This is a genomic window from Micromonospora sp. LOL_014, assembly GCF_048060245.1.
Classification (GTDB): Bacteria; Actinomycetota; Actinomycetes; order Mycobacteriales; family Micromonosporaceae; genus Micromonospora_E.
In genome coordinates, this window is record NZ_JBHMIP010000004.1 from 21,856 (window position 1) to 39,710 (window position 17,855).

Annotated in this window: 10 protein-coding genes; 4 read left to right on the forward strand and 6 right to left on the reverse strand. The window is 72.0% G+C overall.

Annotated features, from left to right (window positions below):
• Nucleotides 1–4 precede the first annotated feature (4 nt).
• Entirely contained in the window at nt 5–9,460 is a 9,456-nt protein-coding gene (locus ACFHW1_RS04770; protein WP_416614878.1) for an SDR family NAD(P)-dependent oxidoreductase, read from the forward strand.
• A 134-nt stretch (nt 9,461–9,594) separates the two neighbouring features.
• Here the strand turns inward: ACFHW1_RS04770 and ACFHW1_RS04775 are convergent, their stop codons facing one another.
• Entirely contained in the window at nt 9,595–10,518 is a 924-nt protein-coding gene (locus ACFHW1_RS04775; RefSeq protein ID WP_416568977.1) for an alpha/beta fold hydrolase, read from the reverse strand.
• A gap of 209 nt (nt 10,519–10,727) precedes the next feature.
• Between ACFHW1_RS04775 and ACFHW1_RS04780 the strand changes: the two genes are divergently transcribed.
• Nucleotides 10,728–10,976 carry a DUF5988 family protein gene (locus ACFHW1_RS04780; protein ID WP_416568978.1) on the forward strand — a complete coding sequence of 83 codons (249 nt, stop codon included), beginning with the start codon at nt 10,728–10,730 and terminating at the stop codon, nt 10,974–10,976.
• Between the two features lie 71 nt (nt 10,977–11,047).
• Here the strand turns inward: ACFHW1_RS04780 and ACFHW1_RS04785 are convergent, their stop codons facing one another.
• Nucleotides 11,048–12,196: a sensor histidine kinase gene (locus tag ACFHW1_RS04785; protein WP_416568979.1), complete on the reverse strand. Its 1,149-nt coding sequence runs from the start codon at nt 12,194–12,196 to the stop codon at nt 11,048–11,050.
• Nucleotides 12,197–12,375: 179 nt separating this feature from the next.
• On the reverse strand, nt 12,376–13,551 hold the full coding sequence (locus ACFHW1_RS04790; protein ID WP_416568980.1) for an FAD-dependent oxidoreductase: 1,176 nt from the start codon (nt 13,549–13,551) through the stop codon (nt 12,376–12,378).
• A gap of 268 nt (nt 13,552–13,819) precedes the next feature.
• Between ACFHW1_RS04790 and ACFHW1_RS04795 the strand changes: the two genes are divergently transcribed.
• The gene (locus ACFHW1_RS04795) at nt 13,820–14,881 is read left to right on the forward strand and encodes a YihY/virulence factor BrkB family protein (RefSeq protein ID WP_416590347.1); all 1,062 of its coding nucleotides are present in this window, start codon (nt 13,820–13,822) and stop codon (nt 14,879–14,881) included.
• A 7-nt stretch (nt 14,882–14,888) separates the two neighbouring features.
• Here the strand turns inward: ACFHW1_RS04795 and ACFHW1_RS04800 are convergent, their stop codons facing one another.
• The 3 genes from ACFHW1_RS04800 to ACFHW1_RS04810 form a co-directional block, all read right to left on the reverse strand.
• Nucleotides 14,889–15,623 (reverse strand): Clp protease N-terminal domain-containing protein, encoded by a 735-nt coding sequence (locus ACFHW1_RS04800; protein ID WP_416614880.1) that lies wholly within the window; start codon nt 15,621–15,623, stop codon nt 14,889–14,891.
• A 53-nt stretch (nt 15,624–15,676) separates the two neighbouring features.
• Nucleotides 15,677–16,096, reverse strand: coding sequence for a roadblock/LC7 domain-containing protein (locus tag ACFHW1_RS04805; RefSeq protein WP_416614881.1), 420 nt, complete (start codon nt 16,094–16,096; stop codon nt 15,677–15,679).
• Between the two features lie 130 nt (nt 16,097–16,226).
• Nucleotides 16,227–16,598 (reverse strand): hypothetical protein, encoded by a 372-nt coding sequence (locus ACFHW1_RS04810; RefSeq protein WP_416557158.1) that lies wholly within the window; start codon nt 16,596–16,598, stop codon nt 16,227–16,229.
• 226 nt (nt 16,599–16,824) lie between these two features.
• Here ACFHW1_RS04810 and ACFHW1_RS04815 point away from each other — a divergent pair, with 226 nt between their 5' ends.
• Nucleotides 16,825–17,850, forward strand: a complete 1,026-nt coding sequence (locus ACFHW1_RS04815; RefSeq protein ID WP_416568982.1) for a glutathione S-transferase family protein — start codon at nt 16,825–16,827, stop codon at nt 17,848–17,850.
• Nucleotides 17,851–17,855 lie beyond the last annotated feature (5 nt).

Genomic DNA, 17,855 nt, shown 5'->3' on the forward strand with positions numbered 1-17,855 from the left:
CGCTGTGACGACCACCTCGAACGGCACGACGCCGTCCGCGCCGACGCCGCTGTCGCGCGCTCTCGACACGATCCGCAAGCTGCGGGCGCAGCTGGAGGCAAGTGGCGACAACCCGCCGATCGCGGTGATCGGTCTCGGGCTGCGCCTGCCCGGCGGGATCGACACCCTCGACGGGTTCTGGCAGGCCCTGGCGCAGCGCCGGGACCTGATCGGGCTGCTGCCGGCCGCCCGGCGGGCCCCGTTCGAGCTGGAGTGGGCACAGCTGCCCCAGCTCGGCGGGTTCCTCGACGAGGTCCTCGACTTCGACGCGGCGTTCTTCGGAATCAGCCCACGGGAGGCCAGGGCTCTCGATCCGCAGCACCGGCTGCTGCTGGAGGTCTGCCACGAGGCGCTGGAGCATTCGGCCCGGCCGGCGGAGCAGCTACGCGACACCCGTACCGGCTTCTTCGTCGGCATCACCCACCAGGACTACCGGGACTGGGAGCCGCACGGCGCCGACGCCTACTGGGCCACCGGGAACGGGCACTGCTTCGCGGCCGGGCGAGTGGCGTACGCGCTCGGGCTGACCGGCCCGGCGGTCGCCGTCGACACCGCCTGCTCGTCGTCGCTGGTCGCGATCCACCAGGCCAGTTCGGCGCTGCGGCGCGGCGAGTGCGAGGTAGCGCTGGCCGGCGGCGTCAACCTGATCATGTCGCCCCGCTCCACCCGGTTGCTCGGGCCGCAGATGGGTGCGCTCTCTCCAAACGGGCGGTGCAAGGCGTTCGACGCCCGGGCGAACGGGTTCATCCGGGGCGAGGGCTGCGCCGTGCTGGTGCTCAAGCGGCTGGACGCCGCCCGGCGCGACGGTGACGTGGTGCACGCCGTCCTGAACGGATCCGCGGTCAACCAGGACGGGCGGTCGTCCGGGTTCACCGCGCCGAACGTGCTGGCCCAGTCCGCACTGATCGGGGCGGCGCTGGCCGACGCCCGGCTCACCCCGGCCGACATTGGGCTGATCGAGACCCATGGCACCGGCACCGCGCTGGGCGACCCGATCGAGATGGAGGCAGTCACGACGGCTCTGGGCCGGCCCACCGGGGCCGACGACCCGTTGTACGTCGGCGCCGCCAAGACCAACGTCGGTCACCTGGAGGCGGCCGCCGGCGTGGTCGGTGTGGTGAAGGCGATCCTGTCGCTGCGGTACGGCGCCGTACCGCCGCTGGTGCACTTCTCCACCCTGAACCCCCGGATCGACCTGGCCGGCACCCGGGTGCGGATGCCCACCGAGCTACTGCCCTGGACGGGCCGGCCGGGCGGGCTCCGGCATGCCGGCGTCAGCTCGTTCGGGATGAGCGGCACCAACGCGCACGTCATCGTCGGCGAACCGGAGCCGGCCGAGGCACCGGCCGGACCGCCCGGCTCCACGCCAGGCCGCCACCAGCCGGTCGCGGGTGACGCCGTGCCGGTCACCGGGTTCGAGATCTCCGCCGGCAGCCGGCCGGCGCTGCGGGAACTCGCCGACCGGTACGGCCGGCGGCTGGCCGAATTGCGGCCGGAGCAGTACGCCGCATTCGCGTACACCGTCACCGCTGGCCGGACCCGGCACGCCGTCCGCGCCCGGGTCACCGCCGCCGATCCGGCGGCGGCCGCCGCCGCGCTGGCCGCGCTGGCCGACGGCACCGACGCCCCGACGGTGCAGGTCCACGAGGGGGACCTGCCGACGGCACTGCCCGACCTGCCGCGACAGGTGGTGGAGCTGCCGCACTACCCGTGGCAGCGGCAGCGGCACGCCCCACCGGTCGAGTCCGGACCCGCGTCTTCCGGCGTGGCGTCACCGACGGCACCTTTGTACAAACTGGACTGGCAGCCGATCGCCGGTCGGGACCCGGACGGCTGCACGCTGGTGCTCGCCGGTGACGACGGCGAGCTGCTGACCGCGCTGGCCGACGTGGCCCGGACAGATGGTTGGCCGACGGTCGTCCTCGGCCCGGCCGGGCTGCCGGCCGCGACCGAGCCGCTGCCGGCCGACGGCCAGCAGTGGCAGCCGTTCTGGCAGCGGCGTGACCCGGCCGAGAAGGTGCTGGTGCTACTCGCCATGGCCGCCGAAGCGCTCCCCGCCGAGCCGACTCCCGCCGAGCCGACTCCCGCCGAGCCGCCGGCCACCGAGCTCGTCAGCACAGACGACGGTGGGCTGGCCGGTGCCGGCGCGGCGCTGTGCGCGGCGGTGACCACCGCCGTACGGGCGCTACCCGGTGGTGCGCCCGACCGGCGGGTGGTGGTGCTGACCCAGGGTTCCCGACGGATCAGTGCCGACGATCCGGTCCGGGCCAGCACCCACGGCCTGCTGCACGGGCTGGCCCCGGTGCTCGGCCTGGAGCTGCCGGCCTGGGGCGGCCTGGTCGACCTGCCGGTCGACCCCGGGCCGGCGGACCTGCGGGCGGCGCTACGGGCACTGCCCGGCGCCGGCGAGGAGGACCTGCTCGCCGTCCGCCAGGGCACGGCGGCAACGGCCCGGCTGCGACCGGTGCCCGCCGACTACGCCCCGCAGCTGCCGATCGACCCGGACGGCAGTTACCTGGTCACCGGTGGGCTCGGCGGCGTCGGCCGCTGCCTGGTCCGCGACCTGGTCCGCCGGGGCGCCCGTCGGCTGCTGCTGACCGGCCGCCGGGCCGCCGACGACATCGCGCCGGCCGCTGCCGAACTGCTCGCCGAGCTGGCCGACGCCGGCGTCGAGGTGCACTACCGTACGGCGGACTGCGACGACCCGGCGGCGCTGACCCGAGCGCTCGCCGACGACCTGCCGCAGCTGCGCGGCGTCGTACACGCCGCCGGGCAGCTCACCTGTACGCCGCTGGCGGACGCCGACCGGGCTGCCTTCGAGCAGACCCTTCGCGGCAAGTTCACCGGCGCCTGGTGGCTGCATCTGCTGCTGCGGGACCACCCGCTGGACTTCTTCCTGATGGTCTCGTCGGTGTCGGCGCACTGGGGAGCCGACGGCTACGGCGGTTACGCCGCCGCCAACGGTGGGATCGACATGATCGCCAACCACCGGGTGTCCGCCGGCCTGACCGCGACGAGCATCGCCTTCGGACCGTGGACGGTCGACGGCTTGGTGGACGCGACCGATCTGGCCGAGCTGGCCCGCAGCGGTGTCGACCCGGTCACCGCGCAGACCGGTGCTGCCAGCTTGACCGCCCGCACGGCCAGGCCGGACGCGGTGCTGCTCTGCTGCCCGGTCCGGTGGGACCGGTTCGCCGCAGTGATGTCGGCCCGTCGGCCCCGGGCGCTGTACCGGGACCTGACCGCCGGATCCGCCGCCGGTGGCAACATCCTCTACTCCCCGGCCGGGCCGGCGTCGGGACCTGCCGACCCGGCCGGGGCCCGCGCCGCCGAGCCGCCCGCCGGTACCGGCGCGGCGGGACGCGAGCGTCTGCTGGACCTGCCCGTGCTGGCCCGACCAGCGGCGCTGCGCGACCAGGTCGGTGCGGTCGTCGCCCGGATCCTCGGTCACCCGGACGGCGAGCAGGTCCGCCAGGATCAGGGATTCTTCGATCTCGGCCTGGACTCGATGATGGCGGTCGATCTGGTCGACGCCCTGGCCGGCGAGTACGGCGTACCGCTGCAGGTGGCCGACGTCTTCGACCACCCGACGGTCTCCGACCTGGCCGCACTGATGCTGGGTCGGGTCGACTCCGGCGCCGTACCACCGGCCGGCGGGCAACGGCAGCATCCGACGGACCGACCGGCCGAGCCGGGCACCCCGGAGCCGACCCGGCCACCGGTCCCAGCCCCGGCCCCGGCACTCGCTCCGCAGCCGGCCGGCATCGGGACCGGCACCAGGACCGATGCCGATGCCCACCGTCACCCGGTGGCCGACGCCGCCGCCCCGGCCGGGGAGCCGATCGCGATCATCGGAATGGCCGGCCGGTTCCCCGGTGCCGACTCCATCGACGAGTTCTGGCAACTGCTGGTCGACGGCCGCGACGGAGTGGGCCCGGTGCCGCCACAACGGTGGAACGGTGCCGCGCTGCACGACAGCGACCCGATGAGGACCGGCACGATCACCACCGACCAGGGCGGCTTCCTCAGCGACGTCGACCGGTTCGACGCCGGGTTCTTCGGGATCCCCGCCCGGGAGGCACAGAGCCTGGATCCGCAGCACCGACTGCTGCTCGAGTGTGCCTGGCACGCGCTGGAGGACGCCGACGTCGACCCCACCGGCCTGGCCGGCGGCCGGACCGGTGTGTACATCGGCATCTCCAACTCCGACTACGCCCGACTACTGCAACGTGGCGGGCTCGACCAACTGGACGCGTACTTCGGCACCGGCACCTCGCTCAACGCGGCTGCCGGCCGGATCGCGTACCTGCTCGGTCTGCACGGGCCGGCGATCGCGGTCGACACCGCCTGCTCCTCGGCCCTGGTCGCGCTGCATCTGGCGATCCGCTCGCTGCGCAGCGGTGAGACCGACACGGCTCTGGTCGGCGGGGTGAACGTGATCATCTCGCCGGAGGCGTCGGTCGCGGTCAGCCGGGCCCACATGCTCTCCCCCACCGGCCGATGCAAGACGTTCGCCGCCGACGCCGACGGCTTCGTCCGTTCCGAGGCCGCCGCGGTGGTGCTACTCAAACCGCTGTCGGCCGCGCTGCGTGACGGCGACCGGGTGCTGGCCGTGGTACGCGGCAGCGCGATCAACTCCGACGGGGCGTCGTCCGGCCTGACCGCGCCGAACGGGACCGCGCAGCAGGCGGTGCTGCGCGCCGCGCTCGCAGACGCCGGAGCGTCCGGCCCGCAGGTGTCCTACCTGGAGGCACACGGTACCGGCACCGCGCTGGGCGACCCGGTCGAGGTCCGGGCCGCCTGGCAGGTGCTCGGCGTCGGCCGGGCACCTGGTGAGCCGCTGCACCTCGGGTCGGTGAAGAGCAACGTCGGCCACTGCGAGTCGGCTTCCGGCATCGTGTCGGTGGTCAAGACCGTCCTGGCGTTGCGGCACGGCCGGCTGCCGGCCAACCTGCACTGTGCCGAGCTGAACCCGCAGATCGGCTGGGCGGAAATGAACGTCCGGGTGCTGGACGAGCCGGTACGGTGGCGCCCCGGCGGCCGGCCCCGCCTCGCCGGGGTGTCAAGCTTCGGCTTCTCCGGCACCAACGCGCACGTCGTACTCGCCGAGGCACCGCCGCAGGAGCCGGCCGGCGACGGGCCCGGCGGCCCGTGGCTGCTGCCGCTGTCCGCGCCGGACGAGTCCGGGCTGGACCGGTCGGTGTCGGCCTGGGACGAAGTGCTCGCCGGCAGCACTGACGCAGACCTGCCTGCGCTGGTCGGCAGCGCCGGTGCGGGCCGGGCCCACCTGCCGGTCCGCCGGGCCGCGCTCGCTTCGTCCGTCGAGGAGCTGCGCCGCGCACTGGCCCAGCCCGCAGGGGCCGCAGGGGGCGGCCGACCACCCCGGGCGGCTTTCCTCTTTTCCGGTCAGGGCAGTCAGTACTTCGGAATGGGCGCCGAACTGCACCGGACCGAACCGGTGTTCCGGGAGACCTTCGACGCCTGCGACGAGATCCTGGCCCCACGACTGGGCAGCTCGCTGCCCGAGCTGATGTGGCACGGCGCACGGCCGGAGCTGCTCGACCAGACCTGGGCGACCCAGCCGGCGCTGGTCGCGCTGGAGCTGTCCCTCGCCGCCCTCTGGGCGAGCTGGGGGGTCCACGCGTCGGCGGTGATCGGCCACAGCGTCGGGGAGATCGCGGCCGCGATCCACGCCGGCGTGCTCGACCTCGCCGACGGACTGGCGCTGGTGGCTCGGCGGGCGCGGCTGATGCAGGACACTCGGCCGGGCGCGATGCTGGCCGTCGCCGCCGAGCCGGACCAGGTCACCGAGTGGCTGGGCGGCACCACGTTGGACGTCGCCGCGATCAACGGCCCTCGCGCGGTCGTGGTGGCCGGAGTCGCCGAGGAGATCGCCGACTTTGCCGCCGGCCGCCGGGCCGAGGGGGTCCGTTGCCAGCAGCTGGTGGTGTCGCACGCGTTCCACAGCAGGCTGATGGAGCCGATGCTCCCCGACTTCGGGCAGGCCCTGGCGTCGCTGCCGAGCCGCCCGCCGGCGCTGCCGATCGTGGCGAACCTGACCGGGCAGCTCGCCGGGCCGGACACCTACCTCGGCGACTACTGGTGCCGGCACGTACGTCAGCCGGTCCGCTTCCACGACGGCATCGGCCAGCTGCGCCAGCTGGGCATCGACGTCTTCCTGGAGATCGGGCCGGGACGTACGCTGGCCGGTCTGGTCACCGCAGGAGGGTCGGCACCGGACGGCGGGGTGGTGACTTCGCTACGGCGGGGCGCCGCCGACCGGGCCACGCTGCTGGACGCCGTGCGCAGCCTCTACCTCGCCGGACAGCCGGTCCGGTGGGCGGCGGTACAGCCGCCGCGACCACGATCGGCCGGGCAGCGGGCAGCGCGGTACCCGTTCGCCAACACCCGGTACTGGACACCGCTGGCCGACCCGTCGCCGTCATCGTCGGCTACGGCTACGGCTACGGCTACGGTGGACGGGTCGACGACGGGACGGCCGCCGGCAGCGCCGACCGGGCAGCCGACCCAGTCGCATGTCGGGCGGGAACTGCGTTCGCCGGCGTTCCGTGGTCGTGTCTTCGAGTTCAGCCGCAGCGCCGCGTTCCCCGCCTACCTGACCGATCACCGGCTCTACGGCACGGTGGTCACTCCAGCCGCGTCACATCTGGCCACCCTGGTGCAGGCGTTGGCACCGGACGGCAGCCCGGTGACGCTGACCGATCTGGTCTGCCCCCGGGCGCTGGTGATCACCGAGCAGGAACGGTACGACGTCCAGCTGACCGTCGACCGGGCCGGCGGCCGGCTCGCGGTGAGCAGTCTGGTCGACGCCGACCGGGACCTCTGGCAGGAGCATCTGGCGGCCCGGGTACGGCCTACGGCGACGACGACAGGCCCGGCGGCACCGAATCCTGCGGTGGCGGACCTGACGCCACCGGACCCAGCTGCCGACCGGGCGGCCTTCATCGCCTCGGCACAGCGGCACGTCACCGGCGCACAGTTCTACGCGTACTTCCGCGACCTCGGCTACACCCTCGGTCCGTCGTTCCGGTGGATCGCTGACATCTGGCTGGGCCGGGACGAGGCGCTGGTCCGCTACGTTCAGCCGCCGCTGCCCGACGACCCGACGGACTACCAGCTGTATCCGGGGCTGATCGACTCCTGTTTTCAGAGCATTGCCGGTTTCCTCGTCGACGAGGTCGCCGAGGAGGCTCCCGCGCTGGCCATCCCGTTCGCCGCGGCCCGACTGGAGTTCCCGGCCCGGGACCGGATCGACGGGGAGCTGTGGGGACGGGTCCGGGTCCGCGACGCCGAGCCGCTGCCCCGTGGCCGCAGCCGGGTCACCGCCGCCGATCTGCGGCTGGCCACGCCGGACGGGGCGACGCTGCTCGCGGTCGACGACTTCCGGGTCCGGCACGCGCCCCGGGAGCTGCTACGCCGGAGCCTGCGCGATGACCCGGCGGGCCTCTACACGGTGCGGTGGCAGCCGGCCGACGACGGCCGAATCCCGGACACCGACCTGGCGGGTGCCGGCGGGCGCGACACGACCACACCGGCGGGTGCAGCCCGGCCGGGCGGGTCCCGGTCGGTGCTGCTGGTTGGCCCGGCGACCGACTTCGCCGAGGCGCTGGCGGCTGGGCTACGCGACCTCGGACACCCGGTGGACGTCGCCCGGTCCGGACCCACCTCCGGGGCGGACCTCGTGGTCGACCTCAGATTCCTGGCCCTGGCCGGTCCCGGCACGGACCCGACCGGCACGGACCCGACCGGCACGGACCCGACCGGCGACGCCGCCGGGCCGGTGCCCGCTCCGGTGCTCGCGCTCGGCGAGTCGCTACGGGGCCGGTCCACGTCCACGCCGTACGTGGTGGTTTGCCCGGCCGACGACAATGCCGCACCCGACCGGGAGGCGCTCTGGGGAATGCTGGCCGCCGTCGAAGCGGAGGAGTCGCAGCGGCGGCTGCTGCGGGTCGACCTGGTCGAGCCGGCCCCGCCGGCAGCGGCCCGGCTGAGCCGACAGCTCGACGCGGTGCTGGCCGGTGGCGTCACCGAGCCCCGGCTGCGGCTGCACTCTGACGGGGTCGAGGTGCCCCGGCTGGCCGCCGTCGAACCCGGTCCGGTGTCGAGTTGGCCGGACGGTGTCCTGATCAGTGGCGGTCTGGGCGCGCTGGGGTTGAGCGTCGCGCGAATCCTGGCCGACGGTGGCACCCGGACGGTCACTCTGGTCGGCCGGTCGGCCCCGGGTGCCGATGCCCGGGCCGCCATCGACGAGCTGGTCGCCCGGGGGGTACGGGTCGAGGTCGTCGCTGCGGATGTCGCCGATCCGGCCGGCTGTGCCACGGCCGTCGCCGCGGCGGGCCGGCTCGGTCCGCTGCAGGCCGTCCTGCACCTGGCCGGCACGACCGACGACGGCGCTTTCGCGACGCTGCCTTGGCCGGCGTACGAGAAGGTCTTTGCCGGCAAGGTGGGCGGTGCACGGGCACTGGCCGACGCGGTACGCGGCCTTGACCTGACCGCCTTCGTGCTCTTCTCGTCGGTGTCGAGTGTGTTCGGGTCTGCCGGTCAGGTGAACTACGCGGCCGCCAACGGTTATCTGGACGGGCTGGCGACGGCGCTGCGCGCCGACGGCGTACCGGCGGTCAGTGTCAACTGGGGCCCCTGGGAACCGGCGGGCGGCAGCGGCCTGGCTGCGACGGACGCGGTCCGACGGGCTGCCGGGCAACTGGGCGTGCGTGCCCTCACCGACGCGGAAGCGGCACCGCTGCTGGCCGCCGCGCTCGGCGCGCAGCGCACCCGGCTGGTCGCGATCGCCGCGGACCTGGCCCGGTACGCCGGGCGGGCCGCCGGGCACCCCCGGGCTGCGCTGGTCCGCGAGCTGGTCGCCAACGCCTCCGCTACGGTCCACGACCGGTCGGCGGGCGACCGGCCCACGGACCAACCGGTGGAGGCCGGCCGGCCGGCGGGTTGGCTGCGCGGCATGCTGCTCGGGCTGGCCGGCCCGGACCGGCAGGATCGGCTGCGTTCGGCGATCGCGGACCTGGTGGGTGAGACGATCGGCGACACCGGACGGATCGACGACAGTCGCGGCTTCGCCGAGCTGGGCCTCGATTCGATCATGGCGATCGACCTGCGTGCCCGGCTGTCACACGCGCTCGACGTCGAGTTGCCGGCGACCGCCGCGCTGGACCACCCGACGGTGCGGGCAATGACCGCCTTCGTGGACAGCCGGCTCCCGGCGGCGAACCAGCCGGGCGGCGCACCGGGGCCAGCGGAGCTGGCAGAACCCGCGCGGCCGGAGTCGGCGGTTCCGGAAGCACCCGCGCCGCCGGTGGAGTCGGCGGTGGACATCGCTGACCTGACCTCGCTCTCCCTCGACGACCTGATTGAGGCGGCCCGGGCCGATCTCGCCGCCGGACCCTGACGACCACGCCGGTGGTGTGGTGCCACGGCGTGGCACCACACCACCGGCGGCGACGGTCGCGGCCGCACGGCCGGGTGTTCGTCGGCTGCCGGTCCAGGCCGGGTCAGGCCGAGTCAGGCCGGGACCAGGCCGAGTCAGGCCGGGACCAGCTGGCGAATGTGGTCGATCACGTCATTCCACAGATCGCGGGGCAGGATGCCGTGCCCGAGTCCTGGATAGGTAACGAGCTGGGCACCGGGAATCGCCGCTGCCGTCGCCTCGCCGCCGGGCAGCCGCCATATCCGGTCCACCTCGCCGTGCACCACCAACGCCGGGATGCGCAGCTTTGCCAGGCCGGCCCGACGGTCCCGGGACGCCATCAGAGCCGCCTCGTGCCGTAGCCGCCCGGCCTGGTCGTAGCCGCGGTCGAAGGCCCGCCGGCCCATTTCGCGCAGCCAGTCCACGTCCATGTCATAGCCGGGCGAACCGATGAACTCGTACAGGTCCACCATCAGTTGACCAGCGTCGTCGCGGTCGGTGACTGGCTGGTCCTGCATCCGCTGCAGCTTCATCGCGGTACGCATCGAAAGCCGGCCGATCCGGGGTGTCGCGGTCGCGGCGATCGACGTGAGGCTGAGCAGCCGGTCCGGATGTTCGATCGCCAACTGCTGGGCGACCATCGCGCCGAGGGAGATGCCCACCACGTGCGCCCGCTGCCAGCCGAGCGCGTCGAGCACGGCGAGCGCGTCGCCCGCCATGTCCTCGAGGCGGTACGTCGCGGCACCCGGTCGAAGCATCATCCGCAGGATGGTCGGTCGCCCGTCGGCGTGCAGATGGGTGGAAGCGCCGACGTCGCGGTGGTCGAATCTGGCCACGGCGAAGCCCCGCTCGGTCAGCGCCGAGCAGAAGTCGTCGTGCCACATGATCATTTGCATGCCGAGGCCCATGATGAGCAGCAACGGGTCACCCTGCGGGTCACCGAGACGCTGGTACGCGATCTCAATCTCCTCGGGACGCGTCGCGCTCACCCGCGACGTCGCCGTACCCGTCACCTGAGCAGGTCCTGGTCCAATCGTCATGCGTCGAGCGTGCTGCGCCGCCCTTGAGCACCGGTTGATCCGGCCGCCGCCAGCCGGTGCCACCGGTGCCGGCGCTGCTCCCACGCTGCTCAAGGGCTTCTCTAGCGCCGATCGTTAGCGTCACAGCAACAGCCACGGACCACCGCAGCCGGGTCGGACGCCAGGTAGCGATCGGCCGGCAGGTGACTCGCAGAAATCCGGAGGTGCCGATGTCCGACCACCCCAACCCGGTCCACCCGGCCGGAGTGGACCCCGCGATGGTGACGGCCGTCCTGCACGGCGGTCCGGCGAGTCTCACCGCTGAGCAGCGCCGCCGGCTGGTGACTCCCGGACAGCGGAAAATCAAGATTCCATGGCTCGGCGGCTATGAGCACTTCGAGCGCGAACTCGTCACCGGCGTCGACCACGGAACGGCCGTGGTCTTCCAGTGGACGACCCGAACCCGGGTAGCAGAGTAACCGTCAGGCCCGATTGACCATCAGGACCGGCCGACGCGAGTACCCACCGCCTCCGGCCGGGGCGGAGCCGGTCAGCCCCGGACCATCGGCGCCACGGTCTGTGGCAGCTCGGCACGCAGCACGAACCAGCCGTCGCGGGGACCGACGCACAGGTCCCCGCCGATGAGCTGCACCCGTTCGGCCAGGCCGGTCAGCCCGGTACCGGACGGCGGCGCGCAGGTCAGCCCCGCGCCCACCCCGTCGTCGTGCACCTCCAGGATGAACCGTCCCTCGCGGCGGGTCACCGCGATCGCACAGCGACGCGCGTGGGCGTGCCGGACGATGTTCGTGGCGGCCTCCCGGATCAGCCAGGCCGCGCACTCCTCGATCGGCTCCGGCAGTTCGTCGAGGGTGCCACGGACACTGACCACGACACCCGACGCCTGCAGCAACGCCTCGGCGGACTGTGCCTCCACCGCCAGCGAGACTTTCCGGTAACCGGAGACAGCTGCCCGTACCTCGGCCAGCGCGTCCCGCGCCACCTCGGCCACCTCGGCCATCTCGGTCACCGCCCGGTCCGGCGCCGAGTCCACCATCCGGGCGGCGAGATCGGCCTTGAGGGTCACCGCGGACAGCCGCTGGCCGAGGATGTCATGCAGGTCACGGGCGATCCGGAGGCGTTCCCGGGCCACCGCCAACTGGGTCAGCTCGGCCCGCGCCTGCAACAACTGCATCGAGGTGTCGATCTGGTTGTAGATTGCCACCTGCACGCCGCTGGTGATGGCGATCAACAGGATCAGGATCACGACCGAGTCGGCGCTGACCCGCAGCAGGCCCACCGCGATGGCCACGAAGACCACGGTGTGGCCGACCACCAGCGCCGGCCACCACCGTAACGGGCAGTTGATCAGTAGCATCACCAGGCTGAAGAAGGCCAGCCCGGACAGCCAGTCGTAGCGCAGTTGTGGCACCATCGCCAGGCCACAGATCAACGTCACGGCGACCGTCACCGGCGCACGGTTGGTGTGCAACTGGGGAGTGTTGTGGACGACCACCCGGGCGTACCCGAGCACGAACAGTGCAAGTCCTACGTAGAGTGCCTGGTTGCGGTCATGCACGACGCTCAACGGAAAGGCGAGAAACGCCAGGCAGGACAGGGCGAACAGGCGTACCTGGATACCGCGTCGACGGAGCCAGAATTCCCGTCCAGGAAAGACCTTCGCCTCCGCAACGGCGCTCATGCTGGCAATTCAACCACGCGACGTCCAGAGAATCCGCCAGCTGATCGTCCAGCGTCGATCGAGACCAAACGGTTCGATCGACGCCGAACGGGCGGCGGCCCGTATCGGTCGTTGCGGCCACCCGACGGTGGTCAGTCGGACAGTGATCCGACCACCGACACCGGTCGGACCGACGCTGGTCAGACGCGGACCTGGCGGTGCCACTCCACGTCGTACGCCAGCAGCCAGGAGGATGCCCCACCCCAGAAGTACCGGCGGTAGAGCGGAGCGAGAGCGACGTCGAGCCAGCCGCGGCCGGGCAGATTGCGGAACCGGCCGTACCGCGTGCCGGCGCGCAGCGCCCGCTCCGTCCGGGACCGACGCATCGATTCGTACGCGGTCAGCGCCACCGGCACATCGTCGATGTCGCGCAGACAGCGACCGAGCACCACGGCGTCCTCCAGGGCGAGACCGGCACCGAGCCCGTACCCGACGGGGTGGGCGGCGTCACCGAGCACCACCATCCGGCCCCGCCGCCAGTGCGCCAACCGCTGCGGCAGGTGGAGCGGCACCGGGCGGCCCAGCGCGGTGCACTGCGCGATCAGTGTGGCGCACGGGGTGTCGCCCTGGCCGTACTGCGCGGACAGCCGGCTCCGCCAGCCCTGCTCGCTGATGCCGGCCAGTTCCGCCGGGTCAAGGTCGCCGGTGGGCACCAGCGCGTTCCACCAGACGGTGCCGTCCGGCTTGGCGGTGTACTGGAAGCAGCCCTGTCGGCTGACCACCAGATGCAACGTCCCGGCCGCGATGCCCGGCAGCCGAGTCACCCCGTCGATCGCGCAGTGTCCGCCGTACTCGGGCGGTGGCGCCGCGTTGCTGATCACCCGGCGCACCCGCGAATGCGTCCCATCGGCACCGACGAGCACGTCGCACTCCACCCGGGCCCCGTCGATGAACTGCGCGGTCACTCCACCAGTGCTGCTGGTGGCACCGGCCAGCCAGCGGCCGGTATGGACCTCCGCTCCGGCCCGGACCGCTTCGTCGCGAAGTACGGACACCAGGTCGCCACGCATGATCGACAAATTCATCGGCCGGTTGGCCAGGCGATGGGCCCGGGACAGTCGACCCAGCAGCCGGCCTTCGCTGTTCCACAGGCACAGCCGGTTCACCACGATCCCGCGTGCCTGTATCTGCTCCAGACAGCCGACCGATTGCAGCGCTCCAAGCGCGTTGGCGGTCAGGTTGAGAAAGCCTCCGGTCGTCCCGGCTGGATCGAGGTACGCCTCGTAGACGGAGGTTCCGATGCCGGAACGGGCCAACGCGACTGCGGTCAGCGATCCGGCGAGCCCGGCACCGACGATCGTGGCACGAAGTGTCATCCGGATTCCTTCCGTCGTGTATGTCACGCGCCCAGAAGTGTGCCGCCAGGTACTGCAGCGCCCCTTGAGATGCGGTCGGCGACAACCGGCTGCCGACGGCCGACGTTCATCGTCGCATCCGGCCCCGGGTACATGTCCGACCCGAATTGGCATACCAGGGCGTGCCCTGGAAGTCGATTGGCCCGTCCGGCGCAGGCCGGCGCCCGAGGATTGGCCGGGACGGCGGTTGGGCAGGATCCTCGTACCGTACCGATCGGAGGTCGCCACGATGTCGACAGCGGGTACCACAGGGACTCAGCCGGACCGGGACGGGCCGGCGACCAACCGCCGTGACCCGGACGATCCCGGCCAGCCGCCGGTGGGGCCGGACGACGGGCCGGCCAGTCCTGCCCGGCTGTCAACTGCGTCGCTGTGGGCGGCCGCTCGGCGTACGGTCCGCGAGGTCACCGCCGACGCGGTGCCCGACCTGGCGGCCGGGCTCACTTACTACGGCGTACTGTCGATCTTTCCTGGTCTGTTGGTGCTGGTGTCGGTGCTCGGGCTGCTCGGCGGCGGCGCTACCGATGACGTCCAGGGTGTGATCGGTGGTCTCGCGCCCGGCGAGATCGGCGGCTTTCTCGACCAGTCGATCGCCCAGGTCCGGGAAAACTCCGATACGGCCGGCCTGGTGGCCGTCGTCGGTCTACTCGCCGCCTTCTGGTCGGCGTCCAGCTACATCGGGGCCTTCATGCGGGCCGCGAACGCCATCTACGACGTGCCGGAAGGTCGCCCGATCTGGAAGACGTTGCCGATCCGGCTGGGCGTCACCGCAGTCATCGGGCTGATGCTGATCGCCAGCGCGCTGATCGTGGTCTTCACCGGGGAGTTGGCCGCCCGGACCGGGGAACTGCTGGGCGTCGGGCCGGAGGCGGTCGCCGCCTGGGACATCGCCAAGTGGCCGGTGCTGGTGGTTCTGGTCAGCCTGATGTTCTCGATCCTGTACTGGGCCACGCCGAACGCCCGACAGGGCGGGTTCCGGTGGGTGAGCCCGGGCAGCGTCCTGGCGGTGCTGCTCTGGCTGCTGGTCTCCGCCGGCTTCGCGTTCTACGTCGCCAACTTCGGGTCGTACAACGAGACCTACGGTGCCATCGCCAGCGTGATCGTCTTCCTCGTCTGGTTGTGGCTGACCAACATCGCGATCCTGCTCGGCGGCGAGTTGGACGCCGAACTGGAGCGGGGCCGGGCGATCGCGGCCGGGCATCCGGACGGCCGCGAGCCGTACCTTCAGCTGCGGGACACCCGGAAGTTGCCCGCCAACCGCCAACCGCCTGCCGCCGAGACCGACGGCTGACGGTCGATCAGGCCGCCGGCAGGTCCTCCCGGGAGGCCGCAGAGCGGAGGTACGTCTCGACGTCGGGTTTGGTGACTCCCAGATCGGCCAGCGGGCCGACCCCGGCGGCGTACTCCAGCAGGGCGAGCAGGATGTGGGCCGTCCCGACCATCCGGTCGTCGAACCGTAGCGCCTCGCGGAAGGTCAGCTCCAGCACCTTGCGCACCTGGGCGTCGAACGGGACGAGCTCCGGAACGTGGTCGACCGCCGGCGGCAGGGCCGTCGCCGCCACCTGACGAATCCGGTCCAGGTCGCCCACCTGATCGGCCAGAACCCGGGCGGCGAGGCTGTCCAGGTCGGCCAGTAGGGCCAGGACGAGGTGCCCGGTGGTGATCTCGTCGTTGCCGGCCCGGCGGGCCTCGTGCTGGGCGGCGACCACCACGTTGCGGGCCTGCGGAGTGAATCGGCTGAAACCCTGCTGTGGGTCGAGGTCGTTGGGTTCCTCCGGGGTCTTCGGTACGAACCGCTTCTGCGCGGCCTGTTTGCTGACCCCGATGCTGCGCCCGATGTCGGTCCATGACGCGCCGGACCGGCGGGCCTGATCGACGAAGTGGCCGATCAGGTGATCGGCGAGTTCGCCGAGGTGGTCGCCGACGACGACGGCGTTGCTGAGCTGGGCGAGTCGGTCGTCACTGGCTCGTTTGATCCCGGCGATCAGGTCGTCGAGGCGGACCGGAGTGCCGAGCGGCAGGTATTCGGACATGCGTCAACCTTAGGTTGACGCATGTCTGGCGTCAACCCGAGGTTGACGTTTTCTCAGAGCCGTACCTGATTTGCCAGGTGCTCGTCGAGCATCGTGGTCAACCGGCCGGCCACCCCGCGCGCCTCAATGTGCAGCCGGGCGACGTTCAGCCCGTCGGCGCCGAGTACCGCGAGCAACGCCGTGTCGTTGATCGCGTACACCGAGAAATAGCCCTTGTGACTACGGACGGTGGACTCCCGGAACGGGCCCTGCCGCAGCGCGAGGCCGGTCTGCCGGCCAAGTCCGAAGGTCGCCGCCGCGAGCGCCGCCAGGTCGTGCGGCTCTGTCCCGTCGGTCAGATCGTGCAGCAGCAACAGCCCGTCGACACCGGCGATCACCGAGCCGATCACGCCGGTGACGCCGTGTTTCAGCGAGGCAAGTTCAGCGGACGCCGGATCCGGAGACGACGGAACGCCGCCGATGGTTCCAGACATGACTGATCTCCGTTCGACGGTACGGCGCGACTGTCGTCGTTCCACCCCGGGTAGCGTCCTCGCCAGGAAGGGCTACCGAGCGCACCCGGCTGCCCGCCCCGGCGAGCAGACAAAACTCCTACCGACCCGGTCAGAGCTCGAGCGAGGCCTCGACCTGTCGCAGGTGGTGCCGGGCCAGGGCCAGGTTCGACCGGGAACGGTTCAGCGCCAGGTAGAAGAACAGGCCTTGACCGGACCGGGAGGAGACCGGGCGGATGAGGTGGTACTGGGTGTCCAGCGTGATGAGAATGTCCTCGATGCCGTCAGCGATCTTCAACATCTCCAGGGTGCGCATCTTGGCCCGGACCACGTCCGTGTTCCCTGCCGCAGCCACCGCGAGATCCATCTCAGCGGATCCACCGGCGGTACCGAGTGTCATGCCGCTGGAATAATCGACCAGCGCGGCACCGATGGCACCCTCGATGCTCATCGCGTCCTTGAGTGCCGTGTCGAGTGAAGCCATGCCCTGCCTCCGGGTGATTTCAGGTGGGTCAACGCCCACCGGAGAGTTGCACGACGATGAGCCAGGGTGCACGTCGCCGGGCGATAACTGGCTGAGCAGACTACCAATCCCCGTCCGACGTCCACCGAAGCCACCGGCACGACCGATACCGCACAGGAGGCTGCCGCTGTCGACCCGACTGCGTCCGGACCAGGTGCGGCGCGCGTCGAATGGGTACGGTGCAGACATGGCGAAGACGGCAGACGGCAGCTACGTCAACCCCGGCGGTGAGTTCACCCGCGATCAGCGGTACATCGCGACCCGGATCACCGCCGACGGGCGCGACGGATATCCGGTGGAGCCGGATCGATACCGGTTGGTGGTCAGCCGGGCGTGCCCGTGGGCAAACCGGGCGATCATCGTCCGCCGGCTGCTCGGTCTGGAACAGGCTCTGTCGATGGGCGTGGCCGGGCCCACCCACGACAAGCGCAGCTGGACCTTTGACCTCGACCCGGACGGACGCGATCCGGTACTCGGTGTCGAACGGCTGCAGGACGCCTACTTCGCCCGGTTCCCCGGCTACGATCGGGGCATCACCGTGCCGGCGTTCGTCGACGTGCCGACCGGGCAGGTGGTGACCAACGACTACGCCCAGATGACCATCGACCTGTCCACCGAGTGGACCGCGTACCACCGCAGCGGCGCGCCGCAGCTCTACCCGGAGCCGCTGCGCGACGAGATCGACGAGGTCAACTCAGTGGTCTTCGCCGACGTGAACAACGGGGTCTACCGATGCGGGTTCGCCGGCAGCCAGCAGGCCTACGAAGCGGCGTACCGACGGTTGTTCGACCGGCTCGACTGGCTCTCCACGCGACTGGAGAACCAGCGTTACCTGGTCGGCGACACTATCACCGAAGCCGACGTACGACTGTTCACCACGCTGGTGCGCTTCGACCCCGTCTACCATGGACACTTCAAGTGCAACCGGCAGAAGCTGACTGAGATGCCGGTGCTCTGGGCGTACGCCCGGGATCTGTTCCAAACGCCGGGGTTCGGGGACACCATCGACTTCGACCACATCAAACGGCACTACTACGAGGTCCACCGGGACATCAACCCGACCGGGGTGGTACCGGCCGGTCCGGACCTGACCAACTGGCTGACCCCGCACGGACGCGACAGGCTCGGCGGGCGCCCGTTCGGCACCGGCAGCCCGCCGGGGCCGCCACCGGCCGCCGAGCGCGTGCCGGCCGACCACACTCCGCTGGCCTGAGACCG